At 69.5% G+C, this 26,137-nt stretch carries 24 protein-coding genes and 1 pseudogene; 8 read left to right on the top strand and 17 right to left on the bottom strand.

All coding sequences use genetic code 11. From position 1 onward, the window contains the following. Window positions 1-134 precede the first annotated feature (134 nt). Complete coding sequence (locus tag MQH10_RS04940; protein ID WP_419720754.1) at window positions 135-1,199, top strand: DUF4167 domain-containing protein; 1,065 nt, start codon at window positions 135-137, stop codon at window positions 1,197-1,199. A 43-nt stretch (window positions 1,200-1,242) separates the two neighbouring features. On the opposite strand, the gene MQH10_RS26280 is transcribed toward MQH10_RS04940, so the two are convergent. Genes MQH10_RS26280 through MQH10_RS04930 form a run of 3 tightly spaced genes read right to left on the bottom strand, consistent with a single transcriptional unit; the run spans window position 1,243 to window position 3,355 of the window. Further along, window positions 1,243-1,413, bottom strand: coding sequence for a hypothetical protein (locus tag MQH10_RS26280; RefSeq protein WP_336605044.1), 171 nt, complete (start codon window positions 1,411-1,413; stop codon window positions 1,243-1,245). Beyond that, entirely contained in the window at window positions 1,410-2,588 is a 1,179-nt protein-coding gene (locus MQH10_RS04935) for a TonB-dependent receptor (protein WP_336605045.1), read from the bottom strand. Before MQH10_RS04935 ends, MQH10_RS26280 begins: the two co-directional genes overlap by 4 nt. A gap of 47 nt (window positions 2,589-2,635) precedes the next feature. Next, window positions 2,636-3,355, bottom strand: a complete 720-nt coding sequence (locus tag MQH10_RS04930) for a TonB-dependent receptor (RefSeq protein ID WP_242562950.1) — start codon at window positions 3,353-3,355, stop codon at window positions 2,636-2,638. Between the two features lie 137 nt (window positions 3,356-3,492). Here MQH10_RS04930 and MQH10_RS04925 point away from each other — a divergent pair, with 137 nt between their 5' ends. Beyond that, the gene (locus MQH10_RS04925; RefSeq protein ID WP_473828307.1) at window positions 3,493-3,978 is read left to right on the top strand and encodes a Fur family transcriptional regulator; all 486 of its coding nucleotides are present in this window, start codon (window positions 3,493-3,495) and stop codon (window positions 3,976-3,978) included. A gap of 3 nt (window positions 3,979-3,981) precedes the next feature. Here MQH10_RS04925 and MQH10_RS04920 read toward each other — a convergent pair whose 3' ends face one another. Further along, a complete protein-coding gene (locus MQH10_RS04920; RefSeq protein WP_242562948.1) occupies window positions 3,982-4,476 on the bottom strand; it encodes a GNAT family N-acetyltransferase in 495 nt (164 codons plus the stop codon). A gap of 198 nt (window positions 4,477-4,674) precedes the next feature. Here MQH10_RS04920 and arfB point away from each other — a divergent pair, with 198 nt between their 5' ends. Both arfB and MQH10_RS04910 read left to right on the top strand, forming a co-directional pair. Further along, window positions 4,675-5,100: an alternative ribosome rescue aminoacyl-tRNA hydrolase ArfB gene (gene arfB / locus MQH10_RS04915; protein WP_242562947.1), complete on the top strand. Its 426-nt coding sequence runs from the start codon at window positions 4,675-4,677 to the stop codon at window positions 5,098-5,100. An 86-nt stretch (window positions 5,101-5,186) separates the two neighbouring features. Further along, a complete protein-coding gene (locus tag MQH10_RS04910) occupies window positions 5,187-5,732 on the top strand; it encodes a hypothetical protein (protein WP_242562946.1) in 546 nt (181 codons plus the stop codon). Between the two features lie 108 nt (window positions 5,733-5,840). Here the strand turns inward: MQH10_RS04910 and clpB are convergent, their stop codons facing one another. The 4 genes from clpB to MQH10_RS04890 all read right to left on the bottom strand — a co-directional run bounded on the left by clpB (window position 5,841) and on the right by MQH10_RS04890 (window position 10,549). Then, window positions 5,841-8,423, bottom strand: coding sequence for an ATP-dependent chaperone ClpB (gene clpB, locus MQH10_RS04905; protein ID WP_242562945.1), 2,583 nt, complete (start codon window positions 8,421-8,423; stop codon window positions 5,841-5,843). Window positions 8,424-8,546: 123 nt separating this feature from the next. Then, entirely contained in the window at window positions 8,547-8,906 is a 360-nt protein-coding gene (locus tag MQH10_RS04900) for a response regulator (RefSeq protein ID WP_242562944.1), read from the bottom strand. Beyond that, window positions 8,903-9,916 carry a sensor histidine kinase gene (locus MQH10_RS04895; RefSeq protein WP_242562943.1) on the bottom strand — a complete coding sequence of 338 codons (1,014 nt, stop codon included), beginning with the start codon at window positions 9,914-9,916 and terminating at the stop codon, window positions 8,903-8,905. The genes MQH10_RS04900 and MQH10_RS04895 overlap by 4 nt, the downstream gene beginning before the upstream one ends. Before the next feature lie 138 nt (window positions 9,917-10,054). After that, entirely contained in the window at window positions 10,055-10,549 is a 495-nt protein-coding gene (locus MQH10_RS04890) for an Hsp33 family molecular chaperone HslO (protein WP_242562942.1), read from the bottom strand. Window positions 10,550-10,744: 195 nt separating this feature from the next. Here MQH10_RS04890 and MQH10_RS04885 point away from each other — a divergent pair, with 195 nt between their 5' ends. Continuing rightward, window positions 10,745-11,551, top strand: coding sequence for a helix-turn-helix domain-containing protein (locus MQH10_RS04885; RefSeq protein WP_242562941.1), 807 nt, complete (start codon window positions 10,745-10,747; stop codon window positions 11,549-11,551). A 7-nt stretch (window positions 11,552-11,558) separates the two neighbouring features. Here MQH10_RS04885 and MQH10_RS04880 read toward each other — a convergent pair whose 3' ends face one another. From MQH10_RS04880 to MQH10_RS04850, 7 genes are all read right to left on the bottom strand, one after another. Then, on the bottom strand, window positions 11,559-13,793 hold the full coding sequence (locus tag MQH10_RS04880; RefSeq protein ID WP_242562940.1) for an arylsulfatase: 2,235 nt from the start codon (window positions 13,791-13,793) through the stop codon (window positions 11,559-11,561). 82 nt (window positions 13,794-13,875) lie between these two features. Continuing rightward, complete coding sequence (locus MQH10_RS04875) at window positions 13,876-15,789, bottom strand: alpha/beta hydrolase family protein (protein WP_242562939.1); 1,914 nt, start codon at window positions 15,787-15,789, stop codon at window positions 13,876-13,878. 23 nt (window positions 15,790-15,812) lie between these two features. After that, window positions 15,813-17,726, bottom strand: coding sequence for an alpha/beta hydrolase family protein (locus MQH10_RS04870; RefSeq protein ID WP_242562938.1), 1,914 nt, complete (start codon window positions 17,724-17,726; stop codon window positions 15,813-15,815). An 85-nt stretch (window positions 17,727-17,811) separates the two neighbouring features. Beyond that, entirely contained in the window at window positions 17,812-19,233 is a 1,422-nt protein-coding gene (locus MQH10_RS04865; RefSeq protein ID WP_242562937.1) for a M20/M25/M40 family metallo-hydrolase, read from the bottom strand. A gap of 283 nt (window positions 19,234-19,516) precedes the next feature. Further along, window positions 19,517-19,948, bottom strand: a complete 432-nt coding sequence (locus MQH10_RS04860) for a DUF1178 family protein (RefSeq protein ID WP_242562936.1) — start codon at window positions 19,946-19,948, stop codon at window positions 19,517-19,519. Then, the gene (locus tag MQH10_RS04855) at window positions 19,945-20,778 is read right to left on the bottom strand and encodes a carbon-nitrogen hydrolase family protein (protein WP_242562935.1); all 834 of its coding nucleotides are present in this window, start codon (window positions 20,776-20,778) and stop codon (window positions 19,945-19,947) included. Before MQH10_RS04855 ends, MQH10_RS04860 begins: the two co-directional genes overlap by 4 nt. A 17-nt stretch (window positions 20,779-20,795) precedes the next feature. Beyond that, window positions 20,796-21,344: a TetR/AcrR family transcriptional regulator gene (locus MQH10_RS04850; protein WP_242562934.1), complete on the bottom strand. Its 549-nt coding sequence runs from the start codon at window positions 21,342-21,344 to the stop codon at window positions 20,796-20,798. 66 nt (window positions 21,345-21,410) lie between these two features. Between MQH10_RS04850 and MQH10_RS04845 the strand changes: the two genes are divergently transcribed. Beyond that, window positions 21,411-21,803, top strand: coding sequence for a hypothetical protein (locus tag MQH10_RS04845; protein ID WP_242562933.1), 393 nt, complete (start codon window positions 21,411-21,413; stop codon window positions 21,801-21,803). On the opposite strand, the gene grxC is transcribed toward MQH10_RS04845, so the two are convergent. Then, complete coding sequence (gene grxC, locus MQH10_RS04840) at window positions 21,800-22,057, bottom strand: glutaredoxin 3 (protein ID WP_242562932.1); 258 nt, start codon at window positions 22,055-22,057, stop codon at window positions 21,800-21,802. The genes MQH10_RS04845 and grxC overlap by 4 nt on opposite strands. 33 nt (window positions 22,058-22,090) lie before the next feature. After that, a complete protein-coding gene (locus tag MQH10_RS04835) occupies window positions 22,091-22,876 on the bottom strand; it encodes a ComF family protein (RefSeq protein ID WP_242562931.1) in 786 nt (261 codons plus the stop codon). On the opposite strand from MQH10_RS04835, the pseudogene MQH10_RS04830 reads away from it, so the two are divergent. Both MQH10_RS04830 and MQH10_RS04825 read left to right on the top strand, forming a co-directional pair. Beyond that, window positions 22,875-23,800 (top strand): annotated as a pseudogene (locus MQH10_RS04830) (methyltransferase domain-containing protein). The gene MQH10_RS04835 and the pseudogene MQH10_RS04830 overlap by 2 nt on opposite strands. Window positions 23,801-23,859: 59 nt before the next feature. After that, window positions 23,860-26,025, top strand: coding sequence for an acylase (locus MQH10_RS04825; RefSeq protein ID WP_242562930.1), 2,166 nt, complete (start codon window positions 23,860-23,862; stop codon window positions 26,023-26,025). The last annotated feature ends 112 nt before the right edge of the window (window positions 26,026-26,137 follow it).

Below are 26,137 nucleotides of genomic sequence, written 5' to 3'. Positions count from 1 at the left end.
ACGGGGAACACTTACGTCTTCAACACGATTTCTCGGGCCTTTCGCCCGGGCAAGGCGAAAGGGCAGGCCGCGCGCTCAGGCTTTAGGCTCAGCGGCGGCAAGATGGTTAGCAAAGAATGAGAGATTTCAAGGGTATGAAGCGTCAGCGCGGCCGCAATCGCGGCGGCGGCGGCGGCAGCGGCGGGGGTAAGCCTCAGCAGCAGAACGCGAACCGGGCCTTCGATTCGAACGGTCCGGAGGGCGTCAAGGTCCGCGGCAACGCTCAGCACGTCTTCGAAAAGTACCAGCAGCTGGCGCGTGACGCCGGCGGGGCCGGGGACCGGGTTCTGGCCGAGAACTACCTGCAGCACGCGGAACACTATTTCCGCACGATCCGGGCCATGCAGCCGACCAAGTCGGCCAGCGAGATCCTGGGTCGCGATCAGTTCGTGTCCGGCTTCGACCTGGACTTCGAGGACGAAAGCGGCGCCCAGGCGGCGGCTCAGGCCGACGCTGACGCCCATGCGGAGGCCGAGGCCGCCGAGGGCGAGACCGAGAGCCGCGACCGTAATAACAACGGCAATGGCGACCGGGGCGGCTGGCGGGACCGCGACGACCGCGACCGCAACCGCGACGGCCAGAACCAGCAGGGTCAGGGGCGCTATCGCGACCGCGATGATCGCCCCCGCGACCAGAACCGCGACAATCAGGGCCAGGGCGACGACCGCCCCCGCAACGACCGCAATCGCGATCGAGACGACCGTCCGCGCGGGGATGACCGTCCCCGCGAGGACCGCGCCGCCCGTGACGACCGCCCGCGCGACGATCGTCCGCGGGAAGAGCGTCAGCCGCGCGAGGATCGCCCCCGCAACTTCGAAGGCGGCCGCCGCGACCGCTGGCGCGACCGGGACGACCGGCCGCGGGAGGACCGCCCCGAGCGTGATCCGCTCGCCGTGGTCGAACCCCAGGCCGCGCCTCTGGTGGTCACCGAGGACCGCAGCTCTCCGGTGCTGCGCGACGACGACGGCGGCGAAAGCCACGCCCCGGCCTTCCTGAAGCCCAAGGCCCCGCGCGTCATGCCGACGTCCGCCGCGGCTCCGGCCGCGGCTCCGGCCGCCGAACCGGCCGGTGACGAGGAGGCCGCCAAGCGTCCCCGCCGCCGCCGCGCCCCGCGCAGCTTCGAAGGCGGCGCCGCGCCGACCGAGTCCGAAGACGCATAATGCAGAAAATCCCTCTCCCCTTGCGGGAGAGGGATCCTGGTTCCTAAAACGCCTTGGTCACCCCCACATACAGCCCGCGCCGCGGACCGTATTGCGGGGCGCCGACGCCGACGCCTGAGCCGTCGCGGATCAGATATTTCTCGTCGAAGGCGTTGATCAGGTCGGCCCGCACGGTGACGCCTTGCAGGGCGCCGTCCTCGAAGCCGTGGCTCACCGACAGATTGACCTGGGTGTAGGGCGAGAGCTTGCCCCCATTGGGAACCGCGCCGTCCTTGCGCAGGCCCGACCCATAGAGCACGTCCCCCGACAGGCGGTCCCGCCCCAGCGATAGGAGGCCCCGGCCGAGGCCGTATAGGTCTGGTCGTGGTCCACATAGATGTAGTGGTCGGCGATATAGGCGAGGTCGGCCGGGTCGAAGTTGAACTGGGACGAGATGATGTTCTTGCCCTGGGCCTTGGAGAGGGCGAGGTTCGCATAGGTCGAGAAGGCCCCGTGCTCATAGGCCGCCGTGAACTCGATCCCCTTCACATAGCCCTGGTCGTAGTTGAACGGGGTCAGGATGATCGGGGCGCCGAACTGGCCCTCGTCCAGCATGTGCCGGATCTTCTTGTAATAGGCGTCGACCCCCAGGGTGACCCCGCCGATCTTCTGCTGGGCGCCCAGGTCGAAATAGTGGGTGCGCTCCGAATAGGGGGTGGTGTTCGCCGTCCCCGGCGCCTCCGCCGTCGTGCCCACGAACTTGGCCACCGTCTCCGACGCCACCAGCTCATAGGGCGGCGGGGTGAAATAACGGGCGTAGCCGAAGTGGACCGTCGCGCCCTCGGCCGGCTGCCACACCAGGTTCACCCGCGGGCTCAGCTGGTCCTCCTTGCGGAACGAGGACAGGGCGTCATAGCGCAGGCCGTAATTGAGGGTGAGGCTGTCGGCCAGTTTCCACTCGTCCTGCAGGAACACCGAATAGGTCCAGGAGGTGCGGCTGGCGTTGTCGGTGATGAGGATCGGCGTGTCCCCGATCTGGTCGCCATTGGCGTCGAGCGCCAGGACCCGCGACGCCGTCTTGCTGGTCGCCCGGTCGCCCTGGACGATCACGCCGCCGCGCAGGGTGTGGGCGTCGTTCAGATTATAGACCCCCTCGGCCTGCAGGCCCGCGGCCGTGTCCTGCTTGCGGGCGTCCTGGGCGATGCCGGCGAACAGCAAGTCGCCCAGCGTATCCGGGCGGAAACTGAGGGTCGAATAGCGGGCGAACAGCGAGACCTGGGCGGTGAGCTGGTCCGTGGTCTTCAGATAGGTGCCGATGGCGTAGCTCGTCCCCTCCCGCTGGCGCTCGTTCAGCCGGTCGGACAGGTAGTCGCTCTGGCCGTTGACGGTCAGGCCGAGATCGGGGTGCAGGCCGGGGGTGTTGGGGATCTCGAAGGTCTGCTGCGAGGTCCCGAGGATCAGGGAGACGCGGCTCGTATCGTCGATGATGTGGTCGAAGAAGCCGAAGACCTGGCCCTGCTGGCTGTGGTCATGGACCGGCCGGGCCGGCCGTCCGGGCTTTCGACGCCGACATAGGTGTCGGTGTAGCTGGCCGAGACGAAGGCCGAGTTCGCGCCGACCGTGGTGCCATATTCCAGGCTGGGCGTGACCACCCCGTGGCCGCCGCCATAGATCCCGACCTCGCCACCGGTCTTGAAGCCGCTCTTGGTGGTGATGTTGATAATGCCGGCGGTGCGCAGGCCGTACTGGGCCGGCAGGGCGCCGGTCACCAGCTCGATATTGGAGGCGAGCCTCGGGCTCAGCGTCTGGCCGAACACCGCAAGGCCCTCGGGCAGAATCACATTGTTGAGCCGGTACTGCAGATTGGCGTGGTCGCCGCGCACATGCAGCTGGCCGAAGCCGTCCTGGGTGACGCCGGGCGCCTGGAGGATCACCTGGTTCAGCTGGGTGTTGGCCCCGCCCGGCAGGTTGGTGACGAAGCTCTGGCTCATGGCGAAGGAGGTCGCGCCGAGCGAGGGCTCGATGGTCTGAAGGGCGGCGTCGAGCCGCTGGGCGGTGACCACCACCTCCGACACCTCAGGTCCCGGCGCGGCCTCGGCGCGGGCGGAACCGGCGACCAGGGTCGCACTCAGCAGAGCCGCGGTGGCGGCGGCGGCGAAAAGGCTCGAACGGGCCATGACAATCCCCTGCAGAGGGCTTGAAAGCGCCGCCCCCTGTTATGAAATAACACTAATGATGCGTTATGAGATAACATAACGGATCGTCAAGGCCGGAAATGTCCCAGGTTGCGGGAAATCGCGGAGACGAGTAGCCAATGCACATGGGAGCCGATTGCCATCACGCCGAAGGCGCGCATCCGGGTCTGACCGGGCCCGTCCTGGCCGACGCCCTGGTGTTGGCCGAGCGGCGCTGCGCCGCGACCCAGGAACGGCTGACCACGCCGCGCCGCCGGGTGCTGGAGCTGCTGCTCGAGGCCGACGGTCCCATGAAGGCCTATGACCTGATCGCCGCCTTCGGGGCGCATGGCGAGCCGGCCAAGCCGCCGACCGTCTATCGCGCCCTGGAATTCCTCGAGCGCCTGGGCTTCGCCCATCGGATCGAGAGCCTGAACGCCTATGTCCCCTGCCGCATGGACGGCCAGGGCCACCGCGCGGCCTTCGTGATCTGCGAGTGCTGCGGCGCGGCCGAGGAGTTCGAGCCGGACTTCGCCACCCAGCTCGCCGCCGCGGCGCCCTCCGGCTATGCGGTGCGCACCGTCACCCTGGAAGCCCGCGGCCTCTGCCCCGCCTGCCAGGCCTGAGGCTCAGAGCCTGAGCCGGCCCATGGCGACGGCGTCGATATAGTCGCCGTCCCGCCAGGCATAGGCGGGCATCACCCCTTCCCGCTGGAAGCCGAACCGCTCGTAGAGCGCGATGGCGCGGGCGTTGTCGACATAGACGGTCAGCTCCAGCCGCCGGTAGTTCAGCCAGCGGTCGGCGTGATCCACCAGGGCAGCCATCAAGGCCGAACCTGCGCCGCGCCCGGCATAGGCGTCATGCACCGCCATGCCGATCGAGGCGACATGCGCCCGGCGCGGCTGATCGGCCGGGTGCAGTCCCGCCGCCCCGATCGCCTTGCCGTCGATGACGGCGACCAGGCGGGTGTGTCCCGGCGGCGACGCCTCCAGACGCTTGCGGCGGGCGTCGAGGCTGACGAAGGGCATGCCGAGCGTGCCGGCGATCACCCGGGGCTGGTTGAAGGCCTCGTGCAGATCGGGAACATCCTCCGGCTCCTGGGCTCGGATCAGTATGTCGTTCATGGGTCTCTCCTGACGGGCCGGTCGGAGGAGGCATGAAAAAGCCCCGTCCGGTGTCCGGCGGGGCTGATGGGGCGTTGCTTCAGTTCGGTCTAGCGCGCAACAGGTCCCATCCGCTCCGGCGGAGCGGCGCCAATAAGCTGCAGGGTGTCGTGGTTGCGCATGGGATGACACTAACGCCACCCGCGCATATGTGAAGGCATGATCGAGATCACCCCCGCCATAGCGCTCGACGAGAGCGAGATCGTCGAGCGGTTCATCCGCGCGGCCGGGCCGGGCGGGCAGAACGTCAACAAGGTCTCGACCGCCGTGGAGCTGCGCTTCGACGTGCGCCGTTCGCGCTCCCTGCCCAATGACGTGGCTGTGCGGCTGATGAAGCTGGCCGGCCGCCGCCTGACCCAGGACGGGGTGCTGGTCCTGGTCGCCATGACCCATCGCACCCAGAAGCGGAACCGGGCCGACGCCCTGGAGCGGCTGGTCGAGCTGGTCCGCAAGGCCGCCGAACCCCCGCCCCCGCCGCGCAAGAAGACCAAGCCGACCCTCGCCTCCAAGACCCGCCGCATCGAGACCAAGGTCCGCCGGGGCGGGATCAAGGCCGCCCGCGGCCGCGTGCGCGGCGACGACTGACCGCCGCAACCCCAGGCTGGGCAGGCCTGCCGGGCGCGCGCAACGAAGACCTTGGCGGGCGGGCGTCCCTCGCCCTATGGTAAGGCATGACCTCCGCCGCCCGCATCCTCCTCGCCTCGGCCGCCGCGCTCACCCTGGCGGCCTGTGAGACGGCCACCCCGCCGCCGCCGCCCGAGCCGCCGGAATCGGCGGGCGGACCGCCGTCCGCGGCGATCTTCCGACCGGGCGACTTCTCCTGGTCGGCCATTCCCGGCAAGGGCGCCATCACCGGCCACCTGTCGTTCCGCAACGGACCGACGGCCTATAGCTGCGCGGGCGCGGGTGTGATCCTCACGCCGGAGACCCTGTGGACCCGGCGGCGCATGACCATCCTCTACAATTCGCCGGAACGCTCGGCCCTGCCGGCCGACGAGGTCAGGGCCCGAACGCCCCAGGCGCCGACCGGCGACTATTCGGCCTTCGTGCGCCGCACCACCTGCGACAGCGCCAACCGCTTCGCCTTCCAGGGCCTGGCCAACGGCGCCTGGTTCGTGATCACCGTCGCCAAGCCGGTCGGCGGCGGCGGCCCGGACATGGCGATCATGCGCCGCGTCGAGATCCGCGGCGGCAAGGCGATCACCGTCGAGCTCTGACCTCGCCGCGACGACCGTACGCCATCCAGACTGAAAAGGGCCGGACAGGGAAATCCCCCGTCCGGCCCTTCGTCTTTCAGCCTCGGCCGGTCTGGGTCGGCGAGGGGCTCAGTGCACCTGGGCCTTGCCGATCTGCAGGCCCTCGGCGTCGGCGCCGACCTCGATGACCGAGCCGTCCGCCAGGTCGCCGCTCAGCAGCTTGCGGGCGATGGGATCGACCAGCTCCTTCTGGATCACCCGCTTCAGCGGCCGCGCCCCGTACACAGGATCGTAGCCGCGCTCGGCCAGCCAATGCAGGGCGGCGGCGTCCAGGGCGATCGACATGCGCCGGTCGGCCAAGAGCTTCTCCACCCGCTTCAGCTGGATGGTGACGATATTGTCCATCTCCGAGCGGCCCAGCCGCTTGAACAGGATGATCTCGTCCACCCGGTTCAGGAACTCGGGCCGGAAGTGGCGCCGGACCACGTCCATGACCTGGGGCCGGACCTCCTCGACATCGTCGCCCTCGCCCTGGCTGGCCAGGTACTCGGAGCCGAGGTTCGAGGTCATGATCAGCAGCGTGTTGCGGAAGTCGACCGTGCGGCCCTGGCCGTCGGTCAGGCGACCGTCGTCCAGCACCTGCAGCAGGACGTTGAACACGTCCGGGTGGGCCTTCTCGACCTCGTCGAACAGCACGACCTGATAGGGCCGGCGGCGCACCGCCTCGGTCAGGGCCCCGCCCTCGTCATAGCCGACATAGCCGGGAGGCGCCCCGATCATGCGGCTGACCGAGTGCTTCTCCATGTACTCGCTCATGTCGAGGCGGGTGATCGCCGCCTCGTCGTCGAACATGAATTCGGCCAGCGCCTTGGTCAGCTCGGTCTTGCCGACCCCGGTGGGGCCCAGGAACAGGAACGAGCCGATCGGCCGGTTGGGGTCCTGCAGGCCGGCCCGGGCGCGGCGCACCGCGTCGGCGACCGCCACCAGGGCCTCTTCCTGGCCCACCACCCGACCGCGCAGGGCGGTCTCCATGGCCAGCAGCTTCTCGCGCTCGCCCTCCAGCATCTTGTCGACCGGGATCCCGGTCCAGCGGGAGACGACCTGGGCGATCTGCTCGGCGTCGACCACCTCGGGGCTCACCGAATCCTGGCTGGCCTTGGCCTCCTCGTCGGCCAGGCGGCGCTCCAGCTGCGGGATCTGGCCATAGGCGATCTCGGACGCCCGCTGCAGGTCGCCCTGCCGCTGGGCCGTCACCAGCTCGGCGCGCAGCCGGTCCAGGGCCTCGCGGGTCTGGGCCGCGGAGGAGACCTTCTCCTTCTCGGTCTTCCAGCGGGTGGTCATGTCCTCGGACTGGGCCTCGAGGTCGATCAGCTCGTCCTCAAGCTTTTCCAGCCGCTGCTTGGAGGCGGCGTCGCTTTCCTTGGTCAGGGCCTCGCGCTCGATCTTCAGCTGCACGATGCGGCGGTCGATCTCGTCCAGTTCCTCGGGCTTGGAGTCCACGGCCATGCGCACGCGGCTGGCCGCCTCGTCCACCAGGTCGATGGCTTTGTCCGGCAGGAAGCGGTCGGCGATGTAGCGGTTCGACAGGGTCGCGGCGGCCACGATGGCGCTGTCGGAGATGCGAACCCCGTGGTGGACCTCGTACTTCTCCTTCAGGCCGCGCAGGATCGAGACCGTGTCCTCGACGGTGGGCTCGCTGACGAACACCGGCTGGAACCGGCGGGCCAGGGCCGCGTCCTTCTCGACGTGCTTGCGGTACTCATCCAGCGTGGTCGCGCCGACACAGTGCAGCTCGCCCCGGGCCAGAGCGGGTTTGAGCAGGTTCGAGGCGTCCATCGCCCCGTCCGACTTGCCGGCGCCGACCAGGGTGTGCATCTCGTCGATGAACAGGATGATCGAGCCCTCGGCCTGGGTCACCTCGTTCAGCACCGCCTTCAGGCGCTCCTCGAACTCGCCGCGATATTTCGCGCCGGCGATCAGGGAGCCCATGTCGAGCGAGTGCAGCTGCTTGTCCTTCAGGCTCTCCGGCACATCGCCATTGACGATGCGCAGGGCCAAGCCCTCGACGATGGCGGTCTTGCCGACGCCGGGCTCGCCGATCAGGACAGGGTTGTTCTTGGTGCGGCGGCTCAGGACCTGGATGGTGCGGCGGATCTCCTCGTCGCGGCCGATCACGGGGTCGAGCTTGCCGTCCCGGGCGGCCTGGGTCAGGTCGCGGGCGTAGCGCTTCAGGGCGTCATAGCCCTCCTCGGCCGAGGCCGAGTCGGCGGTCTTGCCCTTGCGAAGGGCCTTGGCGGCCTCTTCCAGGGCCGCGGCGTTGGCGCCGGCGTCCTTCAGGGCCTTGGCGGCGTCGCCGCCTTCCTTGGCGAGCGCGATCAGCAGGCGCTCAGTGGTGACGAAGGCGTCGCCGGCGGTCTTGGCCCCGGCCTCGGCCTCGGCGAAGACCCGTGCGGTCTCGGGCGCCATATAGAGCTGGCCGGAGCCGCCCTCGACCTTCGGCCGCTTGGCCAGCAGGGCGTCGGCCGCTTGGTCGGCGGCGTCGGGCCGTCCGCCGGCGCTCTGGATCAGGGCGCGCGACAGCCCGTCCTTCTCCTCGAGCAGGACCTTCAGCAGATGTTCGGGCGCGAGTTGCTGGTGGCGGCGGGCGAGCGCGAGGCTCTGGGCCGATTGAACCGCCTGTTTGGCGCGGTCGGAATAGAGATCGATATTCATGGGTTCCCCTCATCAGGCGGATGGACGGGGGTCGCCTTGATCAAGCACAACTCCCGGCAGACCGGATGTAGTGTGGCAGATCAGCCACACAAGTCGGATGGGCCTCTTCGGTGCGAAAAGTCGTCAGCCGAGGTTACGGACCGCGTCGGCCAGCAGGTTCGGATCGATGGGCTTGCTGATCACCGGCGCGGCGCTGAACCGCTCCGGCACGCCGTCGCGGCCATAGCCGGTCACCCAGATGAAGGGCGTGCGCCTCTGGCCCAGTATGGTCGCCGCCTGGAACGAGGTCTGGCCGCGACCGAGATTGACGTCGAGCAGGGCGAAATCCACGTCGCAGGTCATGGCCATGTCGGCCGCCTCGCTGGCCGTGCTGGCGACCATGGCCACCTGGCAGCCGAGCTCGGCCAGCAGGTCCTGGATCAGCATGGCCACCATGGCCTCGTCCTCGACCACCAGGACCCGTCGGACCGGCTGCTCGCTCATGGCGCCGGGTCTCCGGTCTCGATGGCGGCGCGGATCACGCAGACCAGGCCCTCCGGCTCGAACCCCATCTCCACCGTTCCGCCCAGGTCGCTCGCCAGGGCCTCGATCATCCTCAGGCCGAAGCCGCGATGGGCCGGCGGCTCGACCGCCGGGCCGCCCCGTTCGCGCCAGACCAGCTCCAGGACCTGGGGCGCAGGCGTGATCCAGGAGATGTCCACCTGGCCGCCTTGGCTGAGCGCCCCGAACTTGGCCGCATTGGTCAGCAGTTCGTGCAGGGCGAGCGCCAGCGCCACCGCCGCCTTGGGCGACAGCCGCACTTCCGGCCCCGAGACCTGGGCCGACGGGCCGAGCGCATGGGTCTCCAGCGCCGCGGCGACCAGTTCGGCCACCTGGGCGCCCTCCCAGCTCTCGCGGGTCAGGATGTCGTGGGCGGCGGCGAGCGCCACCAGCCGCTTCAGCAGGTCCCGCTGGGCGGCCTGGGTGGACTCGGCGTTGCGCAGGGTCTGGAGCACGATGGCCTGGACCGTCGCCAGGGTGTTCTTCACCCGATGGTTCAGCTCATTGACCATCAGCCGCTGCAGATCGCGGGCCCGCACATCCTCGGTGACGTCGCGCATCACCCCGGTGAAGAACCGCTCCCCGTCCCGCCACCACTCGGCCATGGACAGTTCCAGGGTGAAGGTCTGGCCGTTCTTGCGCAGGCCGGCCACAGCCCGGCCCGAACCCAGGATGCGCCGCACGCCGGCCGCGCGATCCTCCTCCGGTCCCCGCTGGCGGGCGTCGCGATAGGGCGGGGCCATCAGGTCGCGCAGGTCGCGGCCGACCATCTCCTCGCCGTAATAGCCGAACAGGCGCTCGGCGGCGGGATTGAAGGTGCAGATCTCGCCGGCCTCGTTGATCACCACGATGGCCTCGACGGCGGTGTCAAAGATGGTGCGATAGTGGTCCGCGTCCTCCCGCGGGTCTCCGCGAAGGATGGTGAGATCGTCTTCGACCTCTGACGCCGGCATGCAGTCTCGCCCCCAGCGCGAAAACCACTCTCGGCGTGACTGAATCCGATGTGGCGGCCGGAGTAAAGGGAGGCGCCCGGGGCGATTGCATTCAGCGCCTAGAATCTAGCCAAGGTTGGGTATCCCGCCGCGCCGCGATCAGGATGCCGGGGGCTTCAGCAGGCGCGCGGTCACCAGGGCGATCGGCACGCCGACCAGCAGGCTGTGGGCGAAGACCTGATTCGCCGTCTGGATCAGGCTGAGCCGCCCGAACGCCTCCGGCCAGCGCAGGGGCACCACCCCCCAGGTCATCACCCCATAGAGCGCCAGGCCATAGATCGCGCCCCACAGGATCGGCTGGCGGCGCAGGGGCTCCAGGCGCTCGGCGGCGAGCACGAAGACCGTGACCATCACCGCCATGATCGCGAAATGGATGGCGAGGCCCAACAGGGCGGTCGAGGCCCCGCCCTGCAGGGCCGGCTTGCCGAGGATCGCGCTGGCGATGGTCTGCAGCATGCGGACCGGCCCCCGTCCCGTGATCAGCGAGGTGATCACCGCGTCCAGGATGTCCAGGGTTCCGGCCAGCAGGGTGGCGACCAGTATGGCGCGGCCCAGTCCGGGTCCGGCGGCGGGGAGGCTTGAGGCGAGGGACATGGGCGGGCTCCGATCGGGACCTTGAGCCTAGGCGGCGGATTTCCGGCCCGTCGCGCACGATCCGACGGTCGAACCCTGGGGCCGGGCGTCGCGGAATTGACAGGCGGACGGCTTGCGCGCCCCCTTCAGCCTGCGGACCTATCTCAGCGGACCTCCCCAGTGGCCGACGGCTCATTTCCGAAACCCGACCAGCCAATGGCCCATCGCCTGGCCTATCGCGCCTGGGACGGGTTCGAGGCGTCGCTGAACCGCACCGACGCCGGCAAGCATGAGGCGACCATCAGCCCCCTGGTGCGGATGGCCCTGCATGTGGGCCCCGCCGTACGCGCCGACTGCCAGGTCGACGACGTCCGCCGCAGCGGCTGGCAGAGCCCCGGCGACTACGATCTGGTCCCGCCCGGCGTACAGGGCCAGTGGGAAGATGCGACCCCGGCCCTGGTCATGAGCTTCCGCTTCAGCCCCGAGCTGATGACCCGGGCCGCCGAGGGGCTGGACGGGCGGCTTGAGGATCTCCGCCCCCAGATGCGGGCCCGCGACCCCCAGGTCGAGCTGATCGGCCAGGCCCTGCGCGCCGAGCTGGAGTCCCCCCTGCCCTCGCCCCGGCTCTATGGCGAAAGCCTGGGCCTGGCGCTCGCGGTGCGCCTGGCCGTCCGCGCCCGCCACCGCCCCGCCCCGCGGCTGACCGCGCTCACGCCCCGCCAGCTGCGCGCCGTGACCGACCGCATCGAGGCCCATCTGGACGAGGATCTCAGTTTGGCCGACCTGGCCGCCACGGCCGGGGTCAGCGTCTCGCACTTCACGGTGATGTTCCGCCGCGCCGTCGGCCAGTCGGCCCACCGCTATCTGATCGAGCGCCGCGTCCTGCGGGCCCAGGACCTGCTGGTCCGCGGCGGTCGCACGATCGCCCAGGCCGCCGGCGAGGCCGGCTTCGCCCACCAGAGCCACCTCGCCCGCTGCATGCGCCGCATGCTGGGCGTCACCCCCTCCCAGCTGACCGCCTGACCGGCGCCTACTGGCGGGCCATCTCCGCCTCGCCCACCGCCTCGGCGTCCAGGGCCTGGTCCTCGTCCATGGTCACCACCACCGTCTTCAAGGCCCCGGTGAAGCTGAACGGGGCTGCGTAGTCGGCGACCGGGCTGCCGCGGTCGCGGCCGATGTCCAGGCCCGACCAGGAGACGAAGGTGGCGAAGCCCAGATGGGTGTGGACCTGGCCCGCCGGCTTGCCGTCCACCGTCAGGGTGAAGGTCCGCCCGTCCCCCTGGCGCACGCCGACGCCCAGCTTGCGACGGCCCGGCGGGATCTTCGCCTCCGAGGTCACCGTCGCCTTGGCGCCGCCGACATTGATCGTGTGGTGCAGATGGCCGCCCTGCAGATAGAGGCTGTAGCCACAGGTGGCGTCGCCGTGGGCGATCAGCACGCCTTCCGCCCCTTCCGGCGGGATCAGGGCGTCGGCCTCGATGCGGTAGGAGCGGCTGCGGACGTCCGGGGCCATGTCGGTGGGCAGGTGGCCCATGCCGCGATGGAAGACGAAGCGCTTGCGCGGCCCGTGATAGCGGATGGCGTTCTCAGCGAAGCGCGGGCCGAAGCGGTCGTCGAGCGGCAGCACCTTGCAGCGCTCGGCCTCCGCCCACCACAGGTCGATCAGGGCCTTCAGCCGCTCGGGCTCGGCCTGAGCCAAATCCTCGACCTCCGAGAAGTCCCGGTCGAGGTGATAGAGCTCCCACTGGTCGGCGTCGAAGGGCCGGCCGGGGGGATGGAAGGCGACGGCCTTCCATCCGTCCTTCCACAGGCCGCGATGGCCGAACATCTCGAAATATTGCGGCCGCCCGCGGGCCGGGGCCGCCGGGTCCTTCAGCGAAGCCGCGAAGCTCACCCCTTCCATCGACATCTGCGGCACGCCCCAGACCTGGGCCGGCGGCTCCAGGCCCAGCAGGTCCAGCACCGTCGGTGCGAAATCGCTGGCGTGGGCGAACTGGTGGCGCAGCTCGCCGCGGGCCGGCAGGCCGTTCTTCCAGGAGATCACCAGCGGATCGCGGATGCCGCCCCCATGGGTGTTCTGCTTGTAGCGGCGCAGCGGGGTGTTGGACGCCATGGCCCAGCCGTGCGGGAAATTGGAATGGGTGTCCGGCCCGCCGATGTCGTCGATCCGGGCCAGCTTCTCGCCCATCGGCTCGCCCTTCATGTTGTAGGGGCCCATGGCGTTGACCATGCCCAGCGGCCCGCCCTCCTGGCTCGCGCCATTGTCGGACAAGACCAGGATCAGGGTGTCGTCCTTGATCCCCGCCGTCTCCAGGAAGCCGATCAGCCGCGCCAGATGCTGGTCGGCGTGGTCGAGCATGCCGGCAAAGGCGCTCTGCAGGCGGGTGAACACCCGGCGCTCGTCGTCCGAATGCTCCTCCCAGCCCTTCACCCCGTCATTGCGGGTCGGCATGCGGGTCTCGGCGGGCGTGATCCCCATGGCCTTCTGCCGGGCCAGCCGCTGCTCGCGCTCCACGTCCCAGCCGTGTTCGAAGACGGGATCATAGCTGCGGATGATCTCCTGCGGCGCCTGGTGCGGGGCGTGGCAGGCGCCGAAGGCCAGCCAGAGCAGCCACGGCGTCTCCGGCGCGTCGGCGGTGTGATCGGCGATATAGCGGATCGACTGGTCGACCAGGTCGGCGGTCAGGTGATAGCCGGCCTCATAGCCCCCGTCCGGCGGGTCGATCGGGGTGTTGTCGCGCACCAGCTCCGGCGCGTACTGGTCGGTCTCGGCGTCCATGAAGCCATAGAACCGGTCGAAGCCGCGCCCCAGGGGCCAGCCGTCGAAGGGCCCGGTCGGGCCGGTCTCAGTCAGCGGCGTCGCGTGCCACTTGCCGACCATGTAGCTGCGATAGCCGTGGGGCTTCAGCATCTCCGGAAGCGTGCCGGCCTCGCGCGCGATCTTGCCGCGATAGCCCGGATAGCCTGAGTCAAAGTTCGCCAGGCAGCCCATGCCCACCGAGTGGTGGTTTCGCCCGGTCAAGAGCGCCGCCCGCGTGGTCGAGCACATGGCCGTGGTGTGAAAGCCGGTATAGCGCAGGCCGTCCGCCGCCAGGGCGTCGATGGTCGGCGTGCGGATCGGCGAGCCGTAGCAGCCGAAGTCCGAGAACCCGACGTCGTCGAACAGCACCACCAGGATATTGGGCGCGCCCTTGGGCGGCTTTGGCGGCGCCGGCCAATGGGGGGTGGAGTCCGCCAGGGTGCGGCCAATCCGGGCTTCCGTCATCTCGCGTCCTCCGGGCCCATACCGGTCGCCCTATTGGCACGCTTACTGCCACGGCCTAGCCCAGACAAGCCGCCACGCCCGCCTAGTTCGGCGGATTGTTCTTTTCGAGGAAGGCGACCAGCGAGGTCAGCATCTGTTGGCGGGTCTCGCCGCGGGAGAGCCAGTGGTCCTCGCCGGGCAGGGTGACCATCTGGACGTCCTTGCCGGCGGCGCGCAGGGCCCGCTCCATGGCCTGGCTCTGCCAGATGGGCACAACCGTGTCGTCCTTGCCGTGGATCAGGAGGATGGGGACCTGGACCTTGTCGGCGTGCTGGGCCGGCGAGATGTCCTTCAGCACCGGATCGGTGGCCTTCTCGGCGCCCATGAACCGGTTCCAATAGCGCATGGCGCTGTAGTTGCGCCGCTCGCGGGCCGTACCGACGAACACCGAGAGGTCTGAAAGCCCCGCCACCGAGGCGGCGCAGCGATAGACGCCGGGGTCGAAGACCGCGCCCGCCAGGGCGGCGTAGCCGCCATAGCTGCCGCCGGCGATGCAGACGCGGGCCGGATCGATCACGCCCTGGCTCGCCAGATAGCGCACCCCATCGGAGAGATCGGTCTGCATCTTGCGGCCCCACTGGCCGAACCCGGCCTCGAGGAAGGCGCCGCCGAAGCCGTTCGACCCGCGATAATTGACCTGCAGCACCGCATAGCCGCGGGAGGCCAGCGCCTGGGCCCACCAGTCGAAGCCGGGTTCGTCACGCACCGCCGGGCCGCCATGCGGCAGGACCACCAGCGGCAGCATCTTGTCCGGCCGGCCATTGGGCACGGTGAGGTAGCCGGACAGGTCCAGCCCGTCGCGGGCCTTGAAGCGGATCGGACGAACCGCCGCGATGTCCTTGGGCAGCAGGGCCTCATAGAGTTGGCCGACGGGATCGGCCCGCTTGGCCTTCAGGTCGACCAGGTCATACCGCGGACCGTCGTCGGCGGGATCGACCCGGACCACGATCCGGGTCCGGTCGGACGACCATGCCACCATGCTAACCAGAGCGCCCTTGTAGGCCCGCGTGATCTTGGCCCAGGTCGCGGCGTCGGCCGGGTCGAGGAACTCATAGACCTGCTGCTCGCCCTGGAGCGCGGTGAAGCCGATCAGACGATGCGACTTCGGATCATGGATCGGCCTTTCATAAGCCTCGTCGCGAAACGGCTCGCCCCAGGCCAGGGTCTCGGGCGAGATCTCGCGCAGGGCGGCGTTGTAGCCATCCGGGGCGGCGACCAGCGCCGAGCGCCCGTCGCGGCCGAGGCCTTCCAGGCTGGGTGTCTCCAGGGGCGCGGTCAGAGACTTCACCACCCGCCATCCCCGGCCTTCCCGCATCTTGAGCACCCAGGCCCCGGTCTTCTGGGTGTATTCCGTCTCGGCCACGGCCTGCCCGTCCGCCCCGACCAGCCACTCGTCCGTATCGTCGAAGCCCTGCTGCACCAGGGTCGAGAGGTCGCTCTCCAGATTGATCGAGAACAGCGAGACGCGCCCCTGGTGTTCCACGAAATTGATCCCTTCCAGGAACAGCTTCGTCTCGCCATTCACCTCGCGGACCATCGGCGATCCGACGAGGATGTTGAGCCCGTCCTTGACGTCGGCCAGCAGCGGCCGGATCCGATGCTTGCGCAGGTCGAAGTCGTAGATGCCGAAGAATTCGCTGCGCGGCGAGGTGACCCACGGGATGATGCTGGTCGTGGAGGTGGTGATGAGCAGGTGGTCCAGACCCGCCCAGTCCAGGCTCCGCACCTTGGCCGGCCCGGCGTCGAGGCCGAACATCGACCCGTCGGCGAGGGACTTCACGATGATCCGGCGCCCCCCGCTCGCCGTCCAGATCACCGCGAGCTTCTGCCCGTCCGGCGAGATCGCGACATCCTCGATGTCCGGCAGCTTGCCATAGGCCTCCAGCGGCGCGGCGCGCGCCGAGGTCGCGGCGAGGAGCGCCGTCGCGAAGAGGGCGGCGAGGCGAACGGGCGCCATCGCGCGCCTGCGGATCGAAGGGGTCATTGCGGCGGATTGTTCTTTTCGAGGAAGGCGACCAGCGAGGTCAGCATCTGTTGGCGGGTCTCGCCGCGGGAGAGCCAGTGGTCCTCGCCGGGCAGGGTGACGAGTTCGACCGGCTTGTGCGCGGCGTTCAGCGCCCGCTGCATGGCGAGGCTCTGGTAATAGGGCACCACAGTGTCGTCCTTGCCGTGGATCAGCAGGATCGGGATCTGCGCCTTGTCGGCGTGCAGGGCCGGAGAGATGGCCTTCAGCACCGGGTCCTTGCTGTCCTCGGCGCCCATGAAGCGGCTCCAGTAGCGGGTCGCCTCGAGACGCCCCGCGCCCTTCAGGGTGGCCAGCATGGCCGGCAGGTCGGCGGGGCCGGACACCGAGGCCGCGCAGCGATAGACCTTGGGATCGAACACCGCCCCGGCCAGGGCCGCATAGCCGCCATAGCTGGCGCCGGCGATGCAGACCCGAGCCGGATCGATGGTCCCGGCGGCGGCCAGATAGCGGACCCCGTCGGACAGGTCGGTCTGCATCTTGCGGCCCCACTCGCCATAGCCGGCGGTGAGGAAGCTCGCCCCGAAGCCGTCGGAGCCGCGGAAGTTGACCCGCAGCACGGCATAGCCCCGCGACGCCAGCGCCTGGGACCACCAGTCGAATCCCGGCTCGTCGCGCGCCGCCGGCCCGCCGTGCGGCAGGACGATCAGCGGCAGATTGTGCTCCGGGCGGCCGGTCGGAAGGGTCAGATAGCCGCTGATCTCCAGACCGTCGGCGGCCTTGAAGGACACGGGGCGGACCGGGGCGACGTCCTGGGGCTTGATGTCCTCATAGAGGAACCCGATCGGATCAGCCCGGCCCGCCTTGAGGTCCACCAGGGCGTAGTTGGGACTGTCGTTCGGCGGATCGACCCGCGCCACGATCCGGCTGCGATCGGCCGACCAGCTGACCAGCTGCACGCGGGAGCCCTTATAGGCCCGCTTGATCTTGCCCCAGGCCTCGGCGTCGGCGGGCGCCAGGAACTCATAGACGTCCTCGTCGCCCTTCAGGTCGGCGAACCCCAAGAGCACGCCCCCGCCCACCCCGTGGACCAGGGACCCGGGCACATCCTTGCGCAGGGGCTCGCCCCAGGTCGGATTGGCCGAAGACACCTCGCGCAGGACCGTGGCGTCCTTCACGGGATCCGCGACCAGGAAGGAGTCCGGCGTGCGCCCCAGGCCCATCAGGGCCGGGCGGTCAAGGGGCGCGACGCGGGAGACCAGCGTGCTCCACCCGCCTCCGGCCTGGCGGACCCGAAGGCTCCAGTCGCCGGTCTCCTGGTTGTACTGGGCCTCGGCCAGGGCTTCGCCATCCCCGCCGACCACCCAGTCGCGGGTGTAGCGGGAGCCGGTGCGGAAGATCCGGGAAGCGTCGTTCTCCAGATCGATCTGGAACAGGGAGTCCACGCCCCGGCCGTCGACGAAGCTGATGCCCTCGACGATGACGACGGTCTTGCCCTTCACCTGCCGGACGATCGGCGTGCCGATGATGATGTTCAGGCTCTCGGTGGCGCCCGACATCACGTTTTTGACCCGACCCTTGTCGAGGTTGTAGTCGAGCAGGACGGCGTACTCGCCGCGCGGCGCCTCCACCCCGTTGATGTAGGACGTGGTGGTGGTGGTGATCAGCAGGTGGTCGGGGCCGGCCCAGTCCAGGCTGCGGACCTTCACGGTTCCCGCGGCCAACTGGCTGAGCTTGCCGCTGGCCATGTCGCGGACCACGACGCGCCGCTGGACCCCATCCGACCAGATGACGCCGAGCTTCTGGCCGTCGGGCGAGATGGCCACCTGCTCGATATTGGCGAGCTTGCCATAGGCCTCAAGCGGAGCGGCCTGCGCCCGGCCGACGCCCAGGGTCGCCACGACGGCGGCCAACAACACCCTGAAACGCAAGACGGCAGTCCCCCAACCCGATAGGGAGACTGCCGCGCAACCCTTGCGAGATCAACCCGAAGTCAGCCCCGGGCGCTCGAAATCCCTACTTCTGGTTCGCGTAGAGCTTGACCACGTCGAACAGGAAATCGCGGCCCTCATAGAGCGAGCGCACCCGCAGGCGCTCGTTCAGGCCGTGCACGCCGCCGCCGTCCGGGTCGCCGAAGATGCCCGACAGGCCATAGGTCGGAATGCCCGCGGCGTTGGTGAAGCGCCCGTCCGTGGCGCCGGTCGACATGGCCGGCACGAAGGGCACGCCGGGCCACATCTTCTTGGACACCTGCTCGATCGGCCCGACGATGGTCTTGGTCAACGGCGGGGGCGGGGTCACCGGGCTGGGCACGCCCACCAGGGTCACCTTGATGGCCGGATCGGCGAAGACGCCGACCAGGGTGTCGCGGACCTTCAGGATGTCCTCGCCGGGCAGGATGCGGCAATTGACGTTGGCCTCGGCCCGCTGCGGCAGGGCGTTGGGGGCGTGGCCGGCATTGACCATGGTCGCCACGCAGGTGGTGCGCATCATCGAGTTGCGGCTGGGGTCTTGGGCCACGATGGCCACGGCCGCCGCATTGGTCGGGTCCTTGGCGACGGCGGCCATGGCCGCGCCGCTCTCGCCGCCCTCGATCGTCGCCATCTTCTCGAAGTGGTTCTTCGTCGCCTCATTGATGGCGACGGGGAAGTCGAACGCGCCCAGCCGGGCCAGAGCGCCGGACAAGTGATAGATGGCGTTGTCCTTGACCGGCCGCGAGGAGTGGCCGCCCGGATTGGTCACCACCAGGGTGTAGTCCTGATAGACCTTCTCGCCTGCCTGGATGGACAGGAACTGGCGATCGCCCTTGGCGGTCAGCCGCCCGCCGCCGCCTTCATTGAGAGCGAACTCGGCCTTCATCAGCTCGGGCTTGTTCTTCAGCAGCCATTCGACGCCGTCGAAGGTGTCGGAGGTCTCTTCCCCGCAGGTCAGCGCCAGCTTCAGGCCGCGCTTGGCCTTGAAGCCCTCCTTTTTGTAGCGGACCATGTTGTCGGTGAAGATCGCCGCCATGGCCTTATCGTCGCTGGCGCCGCGGGCGTAGAAGTAGCCGTTCTCCTCGACCAGGGTGAAGGGATCGCGCACCCAGTCGGCGCGCTTGGCCTCGACCACGTCGATGTGGGCCAGCAGCATGATCGGCTTCAGCTTGGGGTCGGATCCGGGCAGGTTGGCGATCAGGGCGCCCCATTGCGGATGCTCCGGCGGGACCACGACCTGCACGTCCGCGTCGGGGAAGCCGGCGGCCTTCAGGCGTGCGCCCATCTTCTCGGCGGCGGTGGTGCAGCTGCCGACCGACAGGGTCGTATTGGTCTCGATCAGCTCCTTGTAGAGGTCGCGGAACGCCAGCTGGTCGGGACGCGGCGGCGCCGTCTGGGCCTGGGCGGCGCTGCTGGCGAGGGCGGCGGCCGACAGGACGGCGGCGGCGGCGAAGGTGCGGATCATGGAACGGCCCCGGAGATGAACAACGGGCGGGACCCTAGGATCGCCGAGGCGGCCGGGCAACCGAAGTGTCACAGAGTGACGTTCTGTGATTTAGGTTGCTCCCCCGCTGGGCTCCGCTGATCCTTCCTTCTCCCCTTGCGGGAGAAGGTGTCGGCGAAGCCGACGGATGAGGGGTCTTTCAGAACCCTCCGCGCTCATCGGCGCCAACCGGTGGAGAGGCCTGCCGACCCCTCATCCGACCTGGCTCCGCCAGGCCACCTTCTCCCGCAAGGGGAGAAGGGACCTAGTTCACTTCCGTCTTCTTCGGCGCCTCGGGCGGCAGGGGCGCGACGGGCACGCCGTCGGCGGCGAGCTCGCGGATCTCCTTGGGCGAGGCCTCGCCATAGATGCCGCGGTCCTCGGACTTGCCCTCATGGATGGCGCGGGCCTCGGCGGCGAAGCTGTCGCCGACATAGTCGAAGTTCTCTTCCACGTGGCGGCGGACCTGGCCCAGGGCCTCCATCATCATCTGGCGGGCCTGGGGCGGCAGGTCGACCTGGCCCTTGCGCTTCGTGCCGGCCACGGCCGGGGCCATGATCTGCTTGGCGACGGACTTGGAGTCACAGACCGGGCAGGCGACCAGCCCCCGGGCCTGCTGGTCGTCGAAATCGTCCGACGATCCGAACCAGCCTTCGAACTCATGGGCCTGGTCGCAGGCGAGCGCGTAGCGGATCACGCCAGCGGCTCCGGCGGGCTGAAGGCCCGGGCATTGGCCAGAGCCGGAATGGCGGCGCGGGCCTTGTCGACGGCGGCCAGGTCCAGGTCGACCACCAGCACGCCGGGCTCGTCATGGGCCAGCTCGCCCAGCACCTCGCCCCAGGGGGCGATGGCGATCGTATGGCCATAGGTGCCGCGGCCGTCCTCGTGGAAGCCGCCCTGGGCCGGGGCCAGCACGAAGCTGCCGGTCTCGATGGCCCGGGCGCGGAGCAGGATCTCCCAGTGGGCCGCGCCGGTTGGGCGGGTGAAGGCGGCGGGCACGGTGATCACCTGGGCGCCGGCCAGAGCCAGGGCGCGATGCAGGGCCGGGAAGCGGACGTCGTAGCAGATGGTGAGGCCGAGCCTGGCCGCGCCGATATCGGCCGTCACCGCCCGGTCGCCGGGCTCATAGGTCTCGCTCTCCCGCGCCGTCTCGCCGGTCGGCAGGTCGACGTCGAACATGTGCAGCTTGTCGTAAGTCGAAACGATCTCGCCCTTCGGCGAGACCAGGGCGGCGCGGTTGGCGGCCTTGCCGTCCTCGCGCTTGACCAGGGCCGAGCCGATCAGCAGCCAGACGCCCAGTTCGGCGGCCAGGGCCTGCAGCCCTACGACGACCGGATCCTGCGCCAGCAGGGTCAGCTGCGGCAGGAGCTTCGCCTTGTCCTTCTGCAGAATGTTGCTGCCTTCCGGCGTGGCGATCAGCTGCGCGCCCTGGGCGGCGGCCTCGCGCACCAGGGGGGCGATATGGTCGAGCGCCGCGGCTTGACTGGCGGGCGTCCGGGTCTGGATCAGGGCGACGCGATAGGTCATGGCCCCCTAGATGCGCTTCAGACGCCGCTTGGCAAGTCCCAGACCGCCAGCGCCCGCTCGGCCAGAGCCGCCTGCCCCACTCCGCCCATCATCACCAGGCCGTCGATGACGCCGAGGATCAGGGCGGCGGTCGCCCGGCGGTCGACGCCCGGCGCCACGGCGAGCCTCGCCTCCACCCAGTCGAGGAAGCCCTCGCCGATCTGGGTGCCGATCCGCACATAGGGCTCCTGGCCGCGGGCCGCGGCGGCGGCCACCTCCAGCCACAGCGCCATGACCGGCTGCATGGCCGGGCTCTGAAGCACGCCCCACAGCACCGGGGCCAGCGCCCGCGGCGGGACCGGCTCGGCCGACACCGCCGCCAGATCGCCCTGCAGCCGGCCGGCGATGGTCATCAGGGTGAGGCTCAGCACCTCCTCCTTGTCGTCGAAATAATAGAGCAGCATGCGGTCGCTGATCCCCGCCGCCTTGGCGAGCGGACGCAGGCTCGCCCCCGCCAGACCTTCCGCCAGAAGGTGGTCGGCCATGCGGTCCAGGGCGGCGGCGCGGCGATCGTCTCGAATGGTCATAGGCTCTTGTAGCACTCGCTACATTGATGCAGTGTGTAGCGGTCGCTACAAAATGGAAAAAGCATCATGGACGCCAAACTCACCCTCGCCCAGTCCCTGAAAGCCGTGGCCTGCGGTCTCTCGCTCTGGTTCATCGGCGCGCTCGTGGTCCAGTTCGGACGGCCGATCGGCCTGTTCGGCCCGCACCTGGCGATCCTCTATCTCGCTTCGGTCCTGCTCATCCCCGCCTCGATCATGCTGGTCAAGCGGATCGCGGGTCTCGCGGACGGGGCGCAATATGTCACCGGCGTCGCGCTCGGCACCGCGGCGGCCATCGTCTGGGACGGTCTCTTGATCGCCTTTGCGCCCGGCCTCTATGGCGGGCCCGGCGAAGGCCTGGCCCAGGGCGCGGCCTGGATCCTGTTCGCCGGCGCGCTCGGCTTCGTCCCGCCGCTCGTCAGCCTCTTTCGCAGCCGTTAGGCCGCAAGCAGGGCGTCCAGCTTGCCGGTCTGTTCCAGGGCCATCATGTCGTCGCAACCGCCGACATGGGTCTCGCCGATGAAGATCTGCGGGAAGGTGGCCCGCCCGCCGGAGCGCTGCAGCATCTCCTGCTTCTTCTCGGCGTCGAAGGCCGCCGAGATCTCCTCGAACTGCACGCCCTTCTTCTCCAGGAGAGAGACCGCGCGGACGCAGTAGGGGCAGAACGGCTTGGTGTAGATGGTGACGTTGGGCATGGGTCTTTAAACGCACGAAATCCTTGATTGATCTTATATGGGCCTGTTCGCGGCCTCTTGAACCCTCGCGATCACGGCCAGATTGACGCATTGGGCGCCGGCGCCCTTCAGCGCCCGCGCACAGCCCTCCGCCGTCGCCCCGGTGGTCAGAACGTCATCAATCAGCAGCACGCGGCGGCCCGCAAGCCGCCTCGCCTGAGAGGCGGGCACGGCGAAGGCGGCGGCCACATTGCGCCGCCGCCCGCCGCCCGACTTGCCGCCTTGGGTCTCCGTCGCCCGCACGCGCCGGAGCGCATCGGGCAGATAGGCCAGCCCCGTCAGCCGGGCGAGCGGCCGGGCGATCTCCGCCGACTGGTTGAACCTGCGCCGCAGCAGCCGGGTCGGGTGCAGGGGCACGGGCACAATGACGTCCGCCTCCGCGATCAACTCCCGAGCCGCCCGGCTGATCCAGCGGGCGAACAGCGGCGACAGATCCGTGCGGTCGGCGTGCTTCAACTGCAGGATCGGCCCGCGCGAGGCGTCGTCATAGAGACAGGCGGCGCGGGCCCGATCAAACGCCCGCGGCCGCGCCATGCAGGCCGCACACCGCACGCCGGGGCCCTGGTGAAATTCGAAGGGAACCCCGCAGCCGTCACAGACCGGATCGTCGAGAAAGGTGATCCGGCTCCAGGCCTCGGGGCTCAGCCCCACCGACTGCGGACGCGGCCCGTCATCCAGCGCCTGGGGCGGGAAGATCAGGTCCAGACCGGCCCGCAGGGCGGAAATCCACCCGGGCCCCGGTTTCCACCGGCCCCGCGACACGCCATCTTGCAGGCTCATGTCACGCGCCCCCCAGCCTCTCACGCCCCGCATCTTCGACCGCGCCCTACTGCGCCGCCGCCTCGACCGCGCCGCCAAGGCCTATGGCCAGGCCGATTTCCTCAAGCGCCGCGCCGCCGAGGACATCGTGGCCCGGCTGGAGGTGATCATGCGGGACTTCCCCAGGGCTGTCGATATCGGCGCGCGCAACGGGGCGTTCCGCAACGCCCTGGCGAGCAGCGACGCCCACCCCCGCGTCCAATTCCTGGTCGAGACCGAGATCGCCGAGGGAATCCTCGCCGGCCGCGAGGCGCGCGCCTGCTGGTCGACGAGGAGCAATTGCCCTTCGCCTTCGCCAGCCTCGACCTGGTGGTCTCCAGCCTCGCCCTACACTGGACCAATGACGTGGTCGGGACCCTGATCCAGATCCGCCGCGCCCTGAAGCCCGACGGCCTGTTCATCGGCGCCCTGTTCGGCGGGGCGACGCTCACGGAACTCCGCCAATCCCTGATGGCCGCCGAGGTGGAGCTGACCGGCGGCGCCGGCCCCCGCGTTTCACCCTTCGCCGACCCCAATGACGCCGCCAGCCTGTTGCAGCGGGCCGGATTCGCCCTGCCGGTGGCCGATGTCGATCGGGTGACGGTGCGCTACGCCCACCCGCTCAAGCTGATGGCCGATCTGCGGGCCATGGGCGAGACCAGCGTGCTCGCCGAACGCCACCCCCGGCCGCTCACCCGCGCGGTCCTGGCCCGGGCCTTCGAGATCTACGCCGAGCGCTTCGCCGAACCGGACGGCCGCATCCCCGCCACCTTCGAGATCCTCACCCTCACCGGCTGGACCCCCTCCTCCATCCAGCAACAGCCGCTGAAACCCGGCTCCGCCAAGATGCGCCTCGCCGACGCGCTGAAAACCGTGGAGCACCCGCTGCCGCGGGATGAGGACTGAGACTCCCCGCCGGGCGCAAAACCCTCTAGGTCTCACCCCAAAGACCGGAGGACCTGACCATGAGCGACCCCCAAGCGCCTGACGCGCCGAAGCCGACGGGCAAGGTCACCCTCTATCTGGTCCGCGGGATCATCGTCCTGATGGGCGTCTTCGTCCTGGTCTCGGTCGGCATGTCCCTGCTGACCCGCGCCAGCGGCCCCAGCGCCGCCCAGGTCAGCGCCATGCTGGCGGCCGAGGCCAAGTACAATGTCCGCATCCAGCGCGACACCTATGGGGTGCCGCACATCTCCGGCCCCCGCGACGCCGACGTCGCCTTCGGCCTGGGCTTTGCCCATTCGGAGGACGACTTCGCCACCATCCAGGAGACGGCGCTCACCTCCCGCGGCCAGCTCGCCGCCGTCACCGGCAAGCACGGCGCGGTCACCGACTACATCGCCCGCCTGCTGCAGGTGCGCGAGACCGTCGACGCGGGTTACGACAAGCTGCCGGCCGACGTGCGCCAGGTGGTCGAGGCCTATGCCGACGGGGTGAACTATTACGCCGCCCTGCACACCGCCCAGGCCGCGCCGGGCATGCTGCCGCTCACCGGTAAGGACGTGGTGGCCGGCTTCGTCTTCAAGACCCCGTTCTTCTATGGCCTGGATTCGACGCTCGCCAAGCTCAACGCCCCCGCCGACGGCCCCAACAAGAAGCTGCCCGTGGGCTCCAACGGCATCGCCATCGCCCCCTCGCGTTCGGCCGACGGGGCGACCCGGCTCCTGGTCAATTCGCACCAGCCCTATACCGGCGTCGTCGCCTGGTACGAGGCGGTGCTGGACAGCGGCGAGGGCTGGCATGTGGCCGGCGGATTCTTCCCCGGCTCGCCCTTCATGCTGCACGGCCACAACGCCCACCTGGGCTGGGCCAATACGGTCAACAAGCCCGACCTGATCGACGTCTACCGCCTGACCCTCAACCCGGCCAACGACAACCAGTACAAGCTGGACGGCCAGTGGAAGGCCTTCGAGGTCACCGACGCGGCGCTCAAGGTGAAGGTGTTCGGCCCGATCACCATCACCGTCCACAAGCCGGTGCTGCGCTCGGCCTTCGGACCCGTCATGAAGACCGCCCAGGGCGCCTTCGCCATCCGCTACGCCGGCATGGGCGAGGTGCGTCAGGTCGAGCAGTACTACCGCCTCGACAAGGCCAGGGACCTGGCCGAATGGCGCGCCGCCATGGGGCTCCAGGCCCTGCCCTCGATCAACTACATCTACGCCGATGAGAAGGGGAACATCGGCTATGTCTACAACGCCCAGTTCCCCAACCGGAAAGCCGGCGTCGACTGGTCCGGCGTCCTGCCCGGCGACCGCTCGGACCTGATCTGGAACGGCTACCTGCCCTTCAGCCAGACCCCGCAGATCTGGAATCCGAAGTCGGGCTATGTGTTCAACTCCAACAACACGCCCTTCGACGCCACCGCCCCGGCCGACAATCTGAAGCCCGCCGACTTCCCGGCGACCATGGGCATCCAGACCGACATGACCAACCGGGCCTATCGGGTCGAGGAGACCTTCGGCGCCGACCCGAAGATCACCGCCGACACGTTCGCCGCCTACAAGTTCGACCTCGCCTATTCCAAGCGCTCCAAGGTCGCCGGCGTCATCGCCGAGCTCGTGGCGCTCGATCCCCAGGGCTATGCCGACTTCGCCCATGCCCAGCAGATCCTCAAGGCCTGGGACCTCAAGACCGACGTGCATAATCGGGGGACGGCGCTCGCCATCCTCACCGCCCAGCCGGTGCTGACCGCGCGGGAAAAGGGCGAGCCGGTCGATCTGCGCGCGGCCCTCACCGCCTCGATCAAGACGCTCAAGACCCACTTCAAGCGGATCGATCCGGAATGGGGCGAGCTGAACCGCATCCGTCGCGGCGACGTGGACCTGGCCATCGACGGCGGGCCCGACACCTATCGCGCCGTCTATGGCAAGCCCGAGAAGAACGGCACGCTCACCGCCACGGCCGGCGACACCTTCATCATGTTCGTGACCTGGGACGCCAAGGGCCAGCTGTCGTCCCAGTCGATCCACCAGTTCGGCTCGGCCACCAGCGTGCCGGACTCGCCCCACTACGCCGACCAGACCAAGATGTTCGTGGCCATGAAGCTGAAGCCGGTCTGGTTCACCGCCGACCAGCTGAAAGGCCACGTCGAGGAAGACTACAAACCCCGCGACCGCGCGCCCAAGCAATAGCCGCTCAAAGTCCTCTCCCCACCCGTGGGGAGAGGGTTGGGTGAGGGGCGCGCCGCGAAGCGGTGCGTCTGACATCGACGCAGAGTGCACCGAGGGGCCGCAGCCCCTCACC

Origin of the sequence: Phenylobacterium aquaticum, from assembly GCF_022695515.1 — a bacterium.
Lineage (GTDB): Bacteria > Pseudomonadota > Alphaproteobacteria > Caulobacterales > Caulobacteraceae > Phenylobacterium > Phenylobacterium aquaticum.
Note: the sequence above shows the minus strand (reverse complement) of the source record. Positions and strands in the feature narration are given on the sequence as shown.